The 14,874-nt window shown below is 61.3% G+C and carries 16 protein-coding genes and 1 pseudogene; 7 read left to right on the top strand and 10 right to left on the bottom strand.

What is annotated here, in order from left to right:
- Positions 1-154 precede the first annotated feature (154 nt).
- From F7R06_RS30260 to F7R06_RS30270, 3 genes are read right to left on the bottom strand one after another with little or no spacing between them, the layout of a single operon-like run.
- The gene (locus F7R06_RS30260) at positions 155-859 is read right to left on the bottom strand and encodes a YoaK family protein (RefSeq protein WP_090323460.1); all 705 of its coding nucleotides are present in this window, start codon (positions 857-859) and stop codon (positions 155-157) included.
- A 26-nt stretch (positions 860-885) separates the two neighbouring features.
- On the bottom strand, positions 886-1,215 hold the full coding sequence (locus F7R06_RS30265) for a DUF6388 family protein (RefSeq protein WP_090323459.1): 330 nt from the start codon (positions 1,213-1,215) through the stop codon (positions 886-888).
- 20 nt (positions 1,216-1,235) lie between these two features.
- Complete coding sequence (locus F7R06_RS30270; protein WP_090327432.1) at positions 1,236-1,484, bottom strand: hypothetical protein; 249 nt, start codon at positions 1,482-1,484, stop codon at positions 1,236-1,238.
- A gap of 148 nt (positions 1,485-1,632) precedes the next feature.
- Here F7R06_RS30270 and F7R06_RS30280 point away from each other — a divergent pair, with 148 nt between their 5' ends.
- Positions 1,633-1,983 (top strand): hypothetical protein, encoded by a 351-nt coding sequence (locus F7R06_RS30280; protein WP_090327429.1) that lies wholly within the window; start codon positions 1,633-1,635, stop codon positions 1,981-1,983.
- Positions 1,984-2,141: 158 nt separating this feature from the next.
- Here the strand turns inward: F7R06_RS30280 and F7R06_RS30285 are convergent, their stop codons facing one another.
- On the bottom strand, positions 2,142-2,567 hold the full coding sequence (locus F7R06_RS30285; protein WP_090323457.1) for a GNAT family N-acetyltransferase: 426 nt from the start codon (positions 2,565-2,567) through the stop codon (positions 2,142-2,144).
- Between the two features lie 144 nt (positions 2,568-2,711).
- Here F7R06_RS30285 and F7R06_RS30290 point away from each other — a divergent pair, with 144 nt between their 5' ends.
- The gene (locus tag F7R06_RS30290) at positions 2,712-3,149 is read left to right on the top strand and encodes a hemerythrin domain-containing protein (protein ID WP_090323455.1); all 438 of its coding nucleotides are present in this window, start codon (positions 2,712-2,714) and stop codon (positions 3,147-3,149) included.
- Positions 3,150-3,212: 63 nt separating this feature from the next.
- Positions 3,213-3,803, top strand: a complete 591-nt coding sequence (locus F7R06_RS30295; RefSeq protein WP_090323454.1) for an NUDIX domain-containing protein — start codon at positions 3,213-3,215, stop codon at positions 3,801-3,803.
- Positions 3,804-3,935: 132 nt separating this feature from the next.
- Here the strand turns inward: F7R06_RS30295 and F7R06_RS30300 are convergent, their stop codons facing one another.
- Complete coding sequence (locus F7R06_RS30300; protein WP_090327427.1) at positions 3,936-4,454, bottom strand: methylated-DNA--[protein]-cysteine S-methyltransferase; 519 nt, start codon at positions 4,452-4,454, stop codon at positions 3,936-3,938.
- A 137-nt stretch (positions 4,455-4,591) separates the two neighbouring features.
- Between F7R06_RS30300 and ggt the strand changes: the two genes are divergently transcribed.
- Together ggt and F7R06_RS30310 are read left to right on the top strand one after the other, a co-directional pair.
- On the top strand, positions 4,592-6,319 hold the full coding sequence (ggt, locus tag F7R06_RS30305; protein WP_090323452.1) for a gamma-glutamyltransferase: 1,728 nt from the start codon (positions 4,592-4,594) through the stop codon (positions 6,317-6,319).
- A gap of 67 nt (positions 6,320-6,386) precedes the next feature.
- Complete coding sequence (locus F7R06_RS30310; protein ID WP_090323450.1) at positions 6,387-6,920, top strand: cysteine hydrolase family protein; 534 nt, start codon at positions 6,387-6,389, stop codon at positions 6,918-6,920.
- A gap of 85 nt (positions 6,921-7,005) precedes the next feature.
- On the opposite strand, the gene F7R06_RS30315 is transcribed toward F7R06_RS30310, so the two are convergent.
- Entirely contained in the window at positions 7,006-7,908 is a 903-nt protein-coding gene (locus F7R06_RS30315) for a LysR family transcriptional regulator (protein WP_090323449.1), read from the bottom strand.
- Positions 7,909-8,107: 199 nt separating this feature from the next.
- Between F7R06_RS30315 and F7R06_RS30320 the strand changes: the two genes are divergently transcribed.
- Together F7R06_RS30320 and F7R06_RS30325 are read left to right on the top strand one after the other, a co-directional pair.
- A complete protein-coding gene (locus F7R06_RS30320) occupies positions 8,108-9,607 on the top strand; it encodes a purine-cytosine permease family protein (protein ID WP_090323447.1) in 1,500 nt (499 codons plus the stop codon).
- The gene (locus tag F7R06_RS30325; protein WP_090323445.1) at positions 9,604-10,449 is read left to right on the top strand and encodes a nitrilase family protein; all 846 of its coding nucleotides are present in this window, start codon (positions 9,604-9,606) and stop codon (positions 10,447-10,449) included. Before F7R06_RS30320 ends, F7R06_RS30325 begins: the two co-directional genes overlap by 4 nt.
- Positions 10,450-10,466: 17 nt before the next feature.
- Here F7R06_RS30325 and F7R06_RS30330 read toward each other — a convergent pair whose 3' ends face one another.
- The 4 genes and pseudogenes from F7R06_RS30330 to F7R06_RS30345 all read right to left on the bottom strand — a co-directional run.
- Entirely contained in the window at positions 10,467-11,900 is a 1,434-nt protein-coding gene (locus F7R06_RS30330) for a M15 family metallopeptidase (RefSeq protein WP_090323444.1), read from the bottom strand.
- A gap of 37 nt (positions 11,901-11,937) precedes the next feature.
- Complete coding sequence (gene lipA / locus F7R06_RS30335; RefSeq protein ID WP_090323442.1) at positions 11,938-12,891, bottom strand: lipoyl synthase; 954 nt, start codon at positions 12,889-12,891, stop codon at positions 11,938-11,940.
- 142 nt (positions 12,892-13,033) lie between these two features.
- Positions 13,034-14,290, bottom strand: coding sequence for a serine hydroxymethyltransferase (gene glyA / locus F7R06_RS30340; RefSeq protein ID WP_090323440.1), 1,257 nt, complete (start codon positions 14,288-14,290; stop codon positions 13,034-13,036).
- Between the two features lie 171 nt (positions 14,291-14,461).
- Positions 14,462-14,874 (bottom strand): annotated as a pseudogene (locus F7R06_RS30345) (glycine dehydrogenase (aminomethyl-transferring)); the annotation flags it as partial.

Genomic DNA, 14,874 nt, shown 5'->3' on the forward strand with positions numbered 1-14,874 from the left:
AAGGGCCGTCGGGCGCGATTCTCATCGAGGCGCAGGGTCGCCACCCAGACGCCGGATAGATGAAAGCAAGCCAAGCACGCATCGAAAACAGTATTGCAGAAATGGGGATATCCATAGATGTGGGAGCTGGCTTGCCAGCGATGGCGGACTGCAGTCAACGCGGCATATACCCCAACTGCCAGCGCCGCGGAATCTTCAGCGACAGCAACCCCAGTCCCGCAGCAAGCAGGCCGCTGGCGAACAGCGCCTTGAGCCCCAGTTGATGTTCGAGCGCGGCGCCCAGTACCGCACCGGCGAACATGCCGGTCCAGGGGATCAATTGCACGCGCCAGCCGTTACGGCGCTCCCCGAGCAGCCAGCGACCCAGCCCGCGTCCGAAGCGCGACAGGGCGCCGGTGACGTAAGTCAGGCCGACCGGCAAACCGTTGACCTCTTCCACGGCGGCGTTGAGCATGCCCATCGCGATGATCGCCGCCAGCAGGGCTGGCAGCTGCGACTCAAATGGCCAGGCGGCGGCAGCGCAGAGTAACGAGGCGATGCTCAGCAGCAAGGGCAACGCCCGGCGACCGGCCAGCCGGCTGACGATGATGCCCAGCGCATTGCCGAAGATGAAGGTGGCGACAAGCAGTACCAGGCGCAGGCTCAGCCCCAGGTCGCCGACGCTGATGGCAACGGCCATCCGGGTGGTATTGCCGCTCATGAAGGACACGAAATCGCCACTGGCCATGAAACCGATGGCGTCGGTCATGCCGGCCAGCACCGAGAGCATCGCCACCAGCGTCAGGCCGATACGTCCGCGCCATTTCTGAGTGTGCAAGTGTCTGGAACTGGCGTGGGTACTTGAAGACGAAGGCAGCATCGGCGAAAGCATCCTTGAGCAATACGTTACGGGGTCAATCCATATAACTCGCAATACTCCAGCCAGTCCATGCCGGCCATCTCGGCCACTTCCCGATGGACTTCCAGGCGCTGGGCCTGATAGTCCTCGGGTGTGGCGGCGGTCAACAGCAGTGTCAATTCCCAGGCAAACAGGCCAAGGCGCTCGGCTTCGGCCTCGAAGGCTTCATGCAAACGCTCATCGCGATATTGCGCGAGGGTTTCGCCCTTGGCCTGCGCGAGCAGTGGATTCAGGTTGTCGAGTTCGACGCGCAGGTCGGGGCGTTCATCGAGAAACCGTTTCAGTGCCTTTTCGTGTTGTTGTTCGGATGCCGCCATGGTCACGCCTCGGGAAGGGATTACGAAGACTGTTTCTTGCTGGCCTTGGCCGCTGCCGCCAGGCATTCGAGGGCAAACTGCTCGGTGTAGGTCATCTGGATCGGCGTGGTTTGACCCTTGACGGTTCTTTCGCCGTCGAGGATGTAACGAATCCGCTTGTCGGTCACGCCGATGCGCTTGGCGATCCAGGAGGGCGTCTGACCGATCTGACTGATCAGCTTGTCGGCATATTCAGTGGTCGGTTTGTAAAACTCGGCGTTGGGTGTCATTGGGCTTCCAGAATTGGGGTCGATGCGACGCGATGGGCGCGACAGGGTGCGCGAATCATCGCGCGGTGTCGCGGTATAAATGCAGTAAAGCAGAACGAAACGCCGTGCCACGGTGATACAGTCCGCTTTTTCCTGATGAGCGAATGCAATGCGAATTCTGATGGTAGCGCTGGCCGTGACGTTGCTGGCCGGTTGCGCGGGCTCGGTGATGAGCGATGCCCGCAGCAAACCTCCGTACAAAACCCTGAAATCGGACAAGCCGGCCAAGGACGTTGCCCAGTGCGTGCAGTTTTCCTGGCAGGACGAAGCGGTGTTCGGCGTCGATGCCGCGGCGTACCTGCAGCCGGGCGAGAAGGGCGGAACTACCGTCTACACGCGTTCGGCGGAGTCGTTCGTTGACGTGACCACCGATGCCTCGGGCACCGTGTTGAGCTACTACGCACAGCATGATGACTTTGTCGCCAAGCGGCGCCTGGCGGCCTTGGCGACCTGCCTGTGACTTGATGCACACCCCCTGTAGGAGCGAGCCGGCTCCGGGCGGCGTTCCGACGATGGACGTTAACGATAACGCGAATATTCTGAATAAACGCGTCGCCCTGGAGTCCATCGTCGGAACGCCGCCCGGACCAAGCTCGCTCCTACAGCAGGCGTATTGATTCAGTCATTCAAGCGCTTCTGGAAAAAGAAGTGCTTATACCCCGGCGGGTAGTCGGCAATGTGCCCGATCTCGCTATAGCCGCATTTTTTGTAGAACTCCGGTGCCTGGAATTCGAACGTGTCGAGCCACAGCCCGATGCATTTCCTCTCCCGCGCCAGGTCTTCGGCCATCTGCATCAGCTTCGTACCCATGCCCTGTCCCCGCGCCTGCTCCGGCACCGACAACAGGTCGATGAACAACCACTGGTAGAACAACCGGGCGTACAGCCCGCCGAGGATTTCGTCATTGTCATCGCGCACCAGCAGGGCTATGTGCTCGGGCACGGCACCACCGGCCTTCGAGGCGTTATAGGCGCGCAGTGGCAGCAGGATGGCTTGGCGTTCTTCCTCCGTGGGGTTTGGCGACAGCTCGATACGCAGGGTCATGGCTATGTCCTTATGGCAGTGAAGCCGGAGACTATCTTGGTCGCGGCGATTGATCTATCCCCGGCACCCATGGAACCGTCGCCCGCGCGCAGATGTCTAGCCTCAGAGCGCGTCATTCCAGAACGCCGCCCATGAGGACACGCCGTGAATATTTTCGAAGCCTTGCGCGAAAGCCACGAACGCCAACGTACCTATGCCAAAGCGCTGATTCGCACCAGCGGCGACACCCCGCAACGGGTCGAAGCCTACAAACAGCTCAAGTCCGAACTCCAGGCCCATGAAACCGCTGAAGAGCGGCATTTCTACATCCCGTTGATGGAATTCGACAATGGCGTCGACCTCAGCCGCCATGCGATCGCCGAACACCATGAAATGGATGAAATGATGGAGGCGCTGGACGAGACCGAAATGTCCAGCCCGGCCTGGCTGGCCACCGCGAAGAAGCTGGCCGAGAAGGTCCATCACCACCTCGAAGAGGAAGAGCAGAAGTTCTTCCAGATGGCCGGCAAGTTGCTCGACGACAAACAGAAAGAGTCCCTGGCTGGTGCCTATGTGAAGGAATACAAGGCTCAGCTCGTTTGAGGGATCAAACGCCGGGCTTTTTCACCTAAGATGCGCAATCTCGAAAACACAGGATGCGTTGTCATGTCGAACACAGCCGAGCGGGTCAATATCCTCGATTCACAGGTGTTGTCCCACGACTGGTATCTGTTGCGGAAAATCACCTTCGATTATCAACGCAACAACGGCGAGTGGCAGCGCCAGACCCGCGAGGTCTACGACCGTGGCAATGGCGCGGCGATTCTGCTGTACAACCGCGAAAAGAAAACCGTGGTCCTGACCCGGCAATTCCGCTTGCCGGTGTTCGTCAACGGCCACGACGGTCTGCTGATCGAAGTGGCGGCGGGGCTGTTGGAAGGTGCCGCGCCGCAAGAACGCATTCGTGCCGAAGCGGAGGAAGAGACCGGTTACCGCGTGCACCATGTGCAGCCGGTGTTCGAGGCCTACATGAGCCCGGGCTCGGTGACGGAAAAACTGCACTTTTTCATCGCCGAATACGATGCGACGTCGAAGGTCAGCGAAGGCGGCGGGCTGGAGGAAGAGACCGAAGAACTGGAAGTGCTGGAATGGGCCTTCGATGAAGCGCTAGAGGCGTTTTATCGTGGGGAAATCTGCGATGCCAAGACCATCATGCTGTTGCAGTATGCGGCGATGAAAAACATATTCGCGGCTTAAGCCGTCCCCCTTCTGTGGTGAGCTTGCTCGCGTCGCGCTGCGAAGCGGCCCCGAAAATCTCAGTGCCTGGCGAATATTTGCCAGCGCTACGCACTGGAGCGGGAGCAAGCTCCCTCGCCACAGAGACGTTGTTTACCCAAACAGGTCGGCGGTCATTCCGTTGCTTGGCCATTGTCCACCTTCCAGCGTGAGCAACAACGCCTTCGCCTCCAGCCCCCCGGCAAACCCCGTCAGCTTCCCCGACGCACCAATCACCCGATGGCACGGCGCGACAATCGAAATCGGGTTCTTGCCATTCGCCGCACCCACCGCCCGGACTGCACTCGGGCTGCCGATCTGCTCGGCGATCTGGCGGTAGCTGCGGGTCTCGCCGAACGGAATGGTCAACAGCGCCGCCCAGACCTTTTTTTGGAATGGCGTGCCGACAAACTCCAGATCCAGCTCGAAATGATGGCGGCTGCCGGCGAAGTATTCGCGCAGTTGTTGCGCCGTGCGCAGCAGAATCGGGTTATCTGGTGCGTCGCTCATGGGCCCGAGCCGTACCCGGCCCGGCTTGTCGTTTTCCCAGAGGATGGCCACCAGTCGCGAGCCGTTCGCCACCAGCTTCAACTCACCGACCGGGGACGCCAGGGTGCTACAGGTGTAAGTCATGCCGAAGGCCACGCCGAATTGTTGAACGGGCGTTAAGGATACTGCCTGGCCGGGGAGGCGCAATACGCAATCGCGACCATACTTGCCTACGGCTCCTGAAGCGTTCCCCCTGTTCAATAACAAGAAGAGACCGACTGATGAAGTACGAACCTTTTGCCAAATCGCTGATAGCGACCTCACTGGCACTCAGCTGCCTGATGGCCCATGCCGCCTCCGTAGCCCCGGTCGCGGCCGAAAACGGCATGGTGGTCACTGCCCAGCATCTGGCCAGCCATGTGGGCGTGGATGTGCTCAAGAGCGGTGGCAACGCCGTCGATGCCGCCGTGGCGGTGGGGTATGCGCTGGCGGTGGTCTATCCCGCCGCCGGTAACCTGGGCGGCGGCGGATTCATGACCATTCAACTGGCCGACGGGCGCAAGACCTTCCTCGACTTCCGTGAAAAAGCCCCGCTGGCCGCCACCGCCGACATGTACCTCGACAAAGCGGGTAACGTTGTCCCGGACCTGAGTACTCGCGGCCACCTGGCCGTCGGCGTGCCGGGCACCGTGTCCGGCATGGAGCTGGCCCTGAGCAAATACGGCACCAAGCCACGCAAGGAAGTGATCGCTCCGGCGATCAAGCTGGCCGAAGACGGCTTCGTGCTGGAACAGGGTGACGTTGATCTGCTGGACTACGCCACCGACGTGTTCAAGAAGGACATGAAGGATTCCGGTTCGATTTTCCTGAGCAACGGCGAGCCGATGCAGGTCGGACAGAAGCTGGTGCAGAAAGACCTCGGCAAAACCTTGCGGACCATCTCCGAGAAGGGCGCCGACGGCTTCTATAAAGGCTGGGTCGCCGACGCCATCGTCACCTCCAGCCAGGCCAACAAGGGCATCATCACCCAGGCCGACCTGGACAAATACAAGACCCGCGAACTGGCGCCGATCGAGTGCGACTACCGTGGCTACCACGTGGTCTCGGCCCCGCCACCAAGCTCCGGTGGTGTAGTGATCTGCCAGATCATGAACATCCTCGAAGGCTACCCGATGAAGGATCTGGGCTATCACTCGGCCCAGGGCATGCACTATCAGATCGAAGCGATGCGCCACGCGTACGTTGACCGCAACAGCTACCTCGGCGACCCGGACTTCGTGAAGAACCCGATTGCCCATCTGCTGGACAAGAACTACGCGACCAAACTGCGCGAAGCCATCAATCCGCAAAAAGCCGGTGTGTCCCGCGAGCTCAAGCCTGGGGTCGCGCCCCATGAAGGCAACAACACCACCCATTACTCCATCGTCGACAAATGGGGCAACGCGGTGTCGGTGACCTACACCCTCAATGACTGGTTCGGTGCCGGGGTCATGGCCAGTAAAACCGGGGTCATTCTCAACGACGAAATGGACGACTTCACCTCGAAGATCGGTGTGCCGAACATGTATGGCCTGGTCCAGGGTGAAGCCAACGCCATCGCCCCCGGCAAAGCGCCGCTGTCATCCATGAGCCCGACCATCGTCACCAAGGACGGCAAAGTGGTGATGGTGGTCGGTACCCCTGGCGGCAGCCGCATCATCACCGCGACCCTGTTGACCATGCTCAACGTCATCGACTACGGCATGAACATCCAGGAAGCGGTCGATGCACCACGTTTCCACCAGCAATGGTTGCCGGAGGAAACCAACCTCGAAGCCTTCACCACCAGCCCGGATACGGTGAAGATCCTCGAAAGCTGGGGCCACAAGTTTGCTGGGCCGCAGGACGCCAACCACCTGGCAGCGATTCTTGTCGGCGCGCCGTCCCTGGACGGCAAACCGGTGGGCAAGAACCGCTTCTACGGCGCCAACGATCCACGGCGTAACACCGGGCTGTCGCTGGGTTATTGAGTCTTGTGTTTGGACGGGGACGGACTTATGTTCGTCCCTGTTCCACTGACTTTTCAAGGAAGGAACCATGACTACCGCACTGTTAATCATCGACGTCCAGCAGGCCTTGTGCTCCGGCGAGTATGAGTGCTTCCAGATCAAGCGAGTCATCGACCGCATCAACGGCCTCAGTGCCAAAGCCCGAAACAAAGGGCTCCCCGTGGTGCTGATCCAGCATGAAGAAAAGGGCAGCCCCCTGGCGTATAACGCCGATGGCTGGCAACTCGCCGAAGGATTGCAAACCGCGCCCCAGGACCTGCGCGTGCGCAAGACCACCCCCGATTCGTTCTATCAGACCCACTTGCATGACCAGTTGCAGGAGCTGGACGTCAGCCGCCTGATTATCTGTGGTCTGCAAACCGATTACTGCGTCAACGCCACCGTGCGCCAGGCACTGAAACTGGGTTACGACGTAGTGCTCGCGGCCGATGCCCACTCCACCGTCGACAACGGCAATATGGCCGCAGAAGACATCATTGCCGAACACAACAAGGATCTGGCGCACCTGACCAGCGCGGTCGCGCGGATCGACGTCGTCCCGGCCAACGATATCCGTCCCTGAAACCACCACATTCCCTGTGGGAGCAAGCTCGCTCCCACAGGTCTTGCGCTAATGCCAATCAGGTCGCCAACACCCGCCGATTGATCTAGGACGCGCCAAAGATGTCGATCAATTCATTCAGGAAGGCACTGACCAGATCACGCTGCCGCGATGAATGCCGCACCGCCGCATGGAAACCCACCTCATAGCGCAGCAACTCGGGGTTGAGCGGGTGCAGTTGCCCCAGTTGTTCATGCCGTGCCGCATAGTGCTGTGGCAGAAAACCCAGGTGTTGGCCCGACAGAATCAGCAGGGCGGCACCGTCCATGCTGTCGGTGAGCACCGTCAGGCGTTCGATGGAGGTGGGTGCCGGCATTTCCGGCAAGGGATGACTTGGCCAGACCCAGTCGTAGTGGCTGACATCGTCCCGGGTCAGTGCGCCCACCTGGCTGAATAGCGGATGAGACGGCGCGCAGTAGGCGATCTGGGTTTCCTGGAACAGCGGGAAGTAGTCGATATTGGGCAAGCGGTGCCAGAAATAACCGATGGCCAGGTCGATGTGGCTGTTGATGATTTTCTCTTCCAGCAGCGATGACGACAGTTCGGTGAAGTGGAAGTACAACCCTTCGTGCCTGGCCCGCAGGCGCGCAATGGCCAGGCCGATTTTTTTGTTGGCCACCGGGTCGATTTGCCCGAGCAGGCCGATGTTGATGTTGCCCGAGACTTTGCGGTTGATGTGCTGGACTTCAACCCGGAAGCCTTCGGCTGCCGCAAGCAAGCGCCGGGCCGCCTCGACAAACTGGCCACCCTTGGGCGTCACCGAAAATCCACCCCGTCCCCGTTCGCACAGACGAAAACCGACCCGCGCCTCAAGCGTCGCCAACTGCGCGCTGATGGTCGGTTGCGTGGTGTTGAGGGCGGTTTGCGCCGCCGAAATCCCGCCGGCCTCGACGACGGTGAGAAATACCCGGATCAAGCGCAGATCCAGCTCCGTTACAGTTCCCAGCATGGGCGCTCCCGATGTTCAATCACATAGGTGTGGATCTATGTAAACAGTGTGCCTGCGATATTTTACCGCCCTGACCAACGCCATACATTGCAGGGAAATCAGGGTCATCGTCAGCTTTTTCCGAGTTTTTACCTGATCCGGACGTCGAATCGACCGCTGCACCCACAACAAAAACAATCAACTGCATAGGAATCATCGTATGTCAGGATCCCCACTTTCCGCGCAAGCCGCCGAGGCCAGCAGCGGATTGGCCATCGAAGGCCACTCGATCGACTACATCCCGGAAAACGAACGCCACGCCAAGCTCAGCAGCCAGGGGCCATTCTGGTTTCTCGGCAATTTCCATTTCTTCACCATCTCCATCGGCTTTGTCGGCCCGGGCCTCGGGTTATCGGCGCTGTGGACCCTGCTGGCCGGCGCGCTGGGTATCATGTTCGGCACCATTTTCATGGCATTCCATGGCTCGCAAGGGCCGGAAATGGGCTTGCCGCAGATGATCCAGTCCCGTGCCCAGTTCGGCTATCGCGGGGTGATCCTGGCATTGATGGCGACGATGTTCGTGTTCGTCGGCTTCAACGTGGTGAACATCTCGCTGATCATGAACGGCCTCGAGCATGTGTTCGGGATCAACCCGACCTTCGTCGCCGTGGCCGTCGTACTCGTGGGCGCGCTGCTGTCGATCTATGGGCACGACTTGATGCACAAAGCCTTCAAGTGGGCGTTGCTGGCAACGTTGCCGTTGTATGCGCTGGTGACAATCGCGCTGATGTTCGGTGCCGGTTCCCAGGGCGTCACGCCAGCCACGGACCTGGGCTTCAGCTGGATTGCCTTCGCCACGCTGTTTGCCATCGGCGCCAGCTACAACATTTCCTATGCGCCTTACGTTTCCGACTATTCCCGTTACCTGCCGAAAAACACCAGTCGGCCGAAACTGATCGCAGCGGTATTCATCGGCGCCTCGTTGTCGGGCAGCTGGATGATCGGCCTCGGTGCCTGGCTCGCCCAGGAACTGAAAGCGGCGGACGCGCTGGTGGCGCTCAATCAGGTCGGTTCTTCGATGGTCCCGGGGTTGGGCAATCTGCTGGTGATCGTGTCGGTGGCGGGTTTCCTGCCGATCATTGCGCTCAATACCTATAGTGCCATGCTGACGTTGCTGACCGGTGTCGACTCGATCAGCAAGATCACCCCGACGCCCCGTGCCCGGGTGCTGTCGATCAGCGTCATCAGCCTGATTCTGTTGACCTGCGTGCTGTCGATCAAAGGTGACGGCATTGCGTTGTTGAACACCTTCCTGGTCTTGTTGCTGTACTTCCTCGTGCCCTGGACCGCGGTCAATCTGGTGGACTATTTCTTTGTGCGCAAAGGCCGCTACGCGATCCCGCATTTCTTTACACCCAACGGTATCTACGGCGCCTGGCAATTTCGCGGCATCGCCTCGTACCTGATCGGGTTTGCCGCGATGGTGCCGTTTTTCTACATCTTCGATGCCGCTGCCAACAAGGAAGTGTTCGTCGGCCCGCTGGCACGCATGCTTGAAGGTGTCGACATTGCCTGGCTGGTGGGACTGGTGGTGTCCGGACTGACGTATTTCCTCCTCAGTCGTTCGTTGGACCTGGTCGCCGAGCGCCGGGTTATCGACGGGATCAGCGAAAAAGACATCGTCGCCATGGCCCATCAAACTGTGGAGGCGGGGCGTTGAACACTGCAAAAAGTACCCTGGTCGCTTGCTGCCAGTTGGCGCCGAAAATCGGCGACCTCGCTTACAACCGCAGCCTCACCGAGCGTGCCATTCGCTCGGCGGCGCTGCGGGGGGCGCAGGTTGTGGTACTGCCGGAACTGGTGCAGAGCGGTTACCTGTTCGCCGACCGCAACGAAGCCCTGGCCCTGGCGGAAACCCGCGATGGCCCGACGCTGCGCCTTTGGCAAGCGCTGGCCCGGGAACTGAACCTTGTCGTGGTGGGCGGCTTCTGCGAGCACCTGGGCGGTGATGATCTGGCCAACAGTGCGGCGCTGATCGATGCCCAGGGTGTGCGCGCGGTGTATCGCAAGGCGCATCTGTGGGATGCCGAAAAGGAAATCTTCACCGCCGGCAGTGAAGCACCGCCGGTCATCGAAACGGTCCACGGGCGTATCGGCATGCTGATTTGCTACGACCTGGAGTTCCCGGAGTGGGTGCGCCTGCCGGCGTTGGCCGGCGCAGACCTGCTCTGCGCCCCGGTCAACTGGCCCGACGGCCCACGGCCGCAAACCGAGCGCCCGGCGGAAGTCTTGCGGGTGCAGGCTAATGCCTCGGTCAACCGCTTGTTCATCGCCGCGTGTGACCGCTACGGCCATGAACGCGGGGTGGGCTGGGTGCAGGGCTCGGTGATTGTCGACGCCGACGGCTATCCGGTAGCCGGCCCCGCGGAGCAGGGCGGTGAGCAGATTTTGCTGGCCACCCTGAACCTCGCCGAGGCGCGCAACAAGCGCATCAGCGAGCGCAATGACCTGCATCGCGATCGGCGCCCGCACCTGTACGGGATGGACAGCTCGCTCGACTGACCGTCAGCGTCTGGCATTCAACGTTCGGGGAGGTCCAGGCTGGCGCGCAATTGCTCGTATTGCTCCTCGGGCATTTGAATCAGCAGGGGCGCCTGGCTTGGGTCCAGCCAACTGAACAGCCGAGTGATATCGGCTTGATCCATGGCGGTGCAGCCCAGCGTCGGCGAGGCAGGGCTGCGCCAGATGTGGAAGAAAATGCACGAACCCGCCGCCGGGGTGGCTGGCGTGTTGTGTTCGATGACGATGCCTTTTCGGTACAGCTCATCCATGCTGCGCATCTGCTCGGAGCTGCTCCAGTCCTTCGCTGTCGTCGCGCCGTCGACGATCTGGTTGTAGCGTTGGGAGTGGCCGTCATCCACGCATTCAGTGGTGGCTGTCAGCGCGAGGTAAGGCAGCCGGGTTTCAGCGGTGGTGTCGTAGCCAAACGCCGTCCCCAGTTTGAATATCCCGGCCGGCGCCTTTCCATCGCCTTCCTGTTTGATGGGCCCGTCGCGTTGATCAATGGGGCCCAGGCCCTTGCCCCAGGCCAGCCCGTTCTTGCCCAGCACCACATCGAACGCTGCCTGGTACTTGCCAAAGCTGTTGCCCTGTCGCACATAACGCTGAGCGGTCGCGTGGGTGTCGGTCCAGCTATGGCTGGTGACCACAATCAGTTGATTGCTGGTCTTGAGAACATCCCCCAGTGCCAGCGGCGTAATGGGGAAATCCATGACGTCTTTCAGCGTTGCATCGCCGCTGTAGGTGAAGTGCCACCACTCGGCCGAGTAGCCGCTGAAGCCTTCTTTCTCCATGGCCCGGGTGAGTCGCTGGCGATTGGCCTTGGCGGTGGCGTTGATCTGCGTCGAGTCAGTGTGCGCGCGCTCGTCGAAGCAGTCGAAACCGGTGCCCATGTCGACGGCGCCGTCGTGCCAGCGCTGACCGTAGGGGGCCGTGCAATCGACGGCGGTAGCGGCGGGCGTCCAGATATCGGCGGGCAGGGCGTCCGGGCCGGTCATGGTCAGGTCGACGGTGCTGCCCCTGGAGTGATTGGACACCCGGGCCACATAGCCCAGGCGCCAGAAATCTTGCTTGTCCACCCGTGGGTAGAATTCGGCCTTGCGCGGGTCGCCTGGCTCGGTGGCGAAGCGCCCCATGTCGGCGACCGCGCGGCTGGGCCGATAACAGTCGAAGACCTTCAGGCCGTAGCCTTGCGCCTGCAAGTCTTTTTGCACCCGGGCCAGGGCCTTGGCAGCGTTGATCGACAGCATGCACTCCGGTGCCGCATAACCGTCGAGCGGGTGTCCGGTGAAGTTGTGGGCGCTGGCGTAGCGGATGTCCTGCGCGATGCCCGGATCGATCGTGCGCAGGTACACCATGTGTTCGGGCCTGGTGTTGACCGCCTCGCCTGCACCGACGAGACAGGGCAGGGTTAGGCTCAGTGACAGGAGCAATGTTCGAATTGCAAAGGGCATCGGGCCGGGTCTCCGAAAGGCATGGCAAGTCAGCCCATCATGGCGTGATTCCCGCCGCACCTCCATGCAGTTGTTGATCGGCATGATAGGACGAACGCACCAGCGGCCCGGAGGCGACGTTCTTGAAACCCATCCGCGCGCCTTCCTCGGCGAACCAGGCGAAGGTGTCCGGGTGGACGAAGCGCTGCACCGGCAGGTGGCTGCGCGAGGGTTGCAGGTACTGGCCGAGGGTGAGCATGTCGATATCGTGTTCACGCATGCGCTGCATCACCTCGATGACTTCCGCGTCGGTTTCACCCAGGCCCAGCATCAGCCCGGACTTGGTCGGAACATGCGGCACCCGGTGCTTGAAGTTCTGCAGCAGATCCAGCGACCACTCGAAATCCGAACCTGGCCGCGCGGCCTTGTACAGGCGCGGAACAGTCTCCAGGTTGTGGTTGAACACATCGGGCGGCTCGCTGGCGGTGATCGCCAGGGCCACGTCCATGCGCCCGCGATAGTCCGGCACCAGGGTTTCCAGTTGTATGCCCGGCGAGAGTTTGCGGATCTCCCGCAGGCAATCGACAAAGTGCTGGGCGCCGCCGTCGCGCAGGTCATCGCGGTCCACCGAAGTGATCACTACGTACTTGAGGCGCAACTCGGCAATGGCCACGGCGAGGTTGGTCGGTTCATCGACGTCCAGCGGTTTCGGCCGACCGTGGCCCACGTCGCAGAACGGGCAGCGCCGGGTGCAGATGTCGCCCATGATCATGAAGGTCGCGGTGCCGCCGGAAAAACACTCGCCGAGGTTCGGGCACGAGGCTTCTTCACAGACACTGTGCAGCTTGTGTTTACGCAGCAATTGCTTGATGCGCTCGACCTCGGGAGAGATCGGCATGCGTACGCGGATCCAGTCCGGTTTACGCGCAAACACATCGGTCGGGATGATCTTGACCGGAATCCGCGCGACTTTATCTGCGCCGCGCAGTTTGGTGCCGACTTCAACGCTCATATTCTTTCCTTGTGTACGCAGAATTGTAGGAGCGAGCCCGCTCGCGATGGTCGCTAACGATAACGCGGGCTTTCTGACGAAAACGCATCAGCTATACGTCCATCGCGAGCAGGCCCGCGCCTACAGGGTTATTGCTGTGCAATCAGTCGCGATAGACCGGGAAGTCCGAGCACATCGCCGCCGCTTGCCGCGCCACCTGGGCCTCGACATCGGCATCGCCGAGGTGGTCGAGGATGTCGCAGATCCAGCCCGCCAGTTCAATGCTCTGGGCTTCCTTGAAACCACGGCTGGTGATGGCCGGGGTGCCAATGCGCAACCCGGACGTCACGAACGGCGATTGCGGATCATTGGGCACGGCGTTCTTGTTCACGGTGATGCCGGCACGGCCGAGGGCGGCGTCGGCGTCTTTGCCGCTCAGGCCCTGGCGGATCAGGCTGACCAGGAACAGGTGGTTGTCAGTCCCACCGGACACCACGTCATAGCCACGCTCGATAAACACCTTGGCCATCGCCTGGGCGTTGCGGATCACTTGCGCCTGATAAGCCTTGAAGGCCGGCTCCAGCGCTTCCTTGAAGCACACGGCCTTGGCGGCGATCACGTGCATCAACGGGCCGCCCTGACCGCCGGGGAACACGGCGGCGTTGAGTTTCTTCTCCAGTTCCGCATTGGCCCTGGCCAGAATCAGCCCGCCACGGGGACCGCGCAGGGTCTTGTGGGTGGTGGTGGTCACCACGTCGGCAAACGGGATCGGGTTGGGGTACAGACCGGTCGCCACCAGCCCGGCGACGTGGGCCATGTCGACGAACAGATAGGCGCCCACCTTGTCGGCGATCTCACGGAAACGCGGGAAATCCAGGGTCTTGGAGTAAGCCGAGAACCCGGCAATGATCATCTTCGGCTGGTGCTCGACGGCCAGACGCTCGACTTCGTCGTAATCGATCAGGCCGGTGGCGGTGTCGATGCCGTACTGCACGGCGTTGTACAGCTTGCCGGAAAAACTGACCTTGGCGCCGTGGGTCAGGTGGCCGCCGTGGGCCAGGCTCATGCCCAGCACGGTGTCGCCGGGCTGTAGCAAGGCCAGATAGACCGCCGCGTTGGCCTGGCTGCCGGAGTGTGGCTGGACGTTGGCGTAATCGGCACCGAAGAGTTGTTTGGCGCGATCGATCGCCAGTTGCTCGACCACATCGACGTGCTCGCAGCCGCCGTAGTAACGCTTGCCCGGATAGCCTTCGGCGTACTTGTTGGTCAGGCCGCTGCCTTGCGCTTCCATCACCCGCTGGCTGGTGTAGTTTTCCGAGGCGATCAATTCGATGTGGTGTTCCTGCCGCGCATCCTCGGCGTTCATCGCCGCCAGCAGTTCGTCGTCATAGCCTTTGATCTGGTCGTGTTTGCTGAACATGGTGAATTCCTCTGGTTGTTCTTGAATAGGGGGCTGCTCTTCTGTAGGAGCGAGCCTGCTCGCGATGGTCGTTAACGATGACGCAGGGAACCAGATGCCCAACGGCGCTCTGGAGCCCATCGCGAGCAGTCGAGCGTCGACCGGCTGCTCCTACAGGGTGATGCGTTGTTCTCAGGCGTACTCGGCCATCGACGGGCAGGCGCAGATCAGGTTGCGATCGCCGAAGACGTTGTCGACCCGGCCTACGGGCGGCCAATATTTGGCGTCGATCAAGGTTTCCAACGGATAAACCGCCTGCTCCCGGCTATACGGATGCGACCACTCGCCCACCAGCTCCGCCGCCGTATGCGGGGCGTTTTTCAGCGGGTTGTCGTCTTTGTCCAGGCTGCCGTTTTCCACCGCGCGGATTTCTTCGCGGATGCGGATCATGGCGTCGCAGAAGCGGTCCAGTTCTTCCTTGGATTCGCTTTCGGTCGGCTCGATCATCAGCGTGCCGGCCACCGGGAAGGACATGGTCGGGGCGTGGAAGCCGAAGTCGATCAGGCGCTTGGCCACGTCGTCGACGCTGATGCCGCTGCTGTCTT

Source organism: Pseudomonas moorei, assembly GCF_008801475.1.
GTDB classification, from domain to species: Bacteria; Pseudomonadota; Gammaproteobacteria; order Pseudomonadales; family Pseudomonadaceae; genus Aquipseudomonas; species Aquipseudomonas moorei.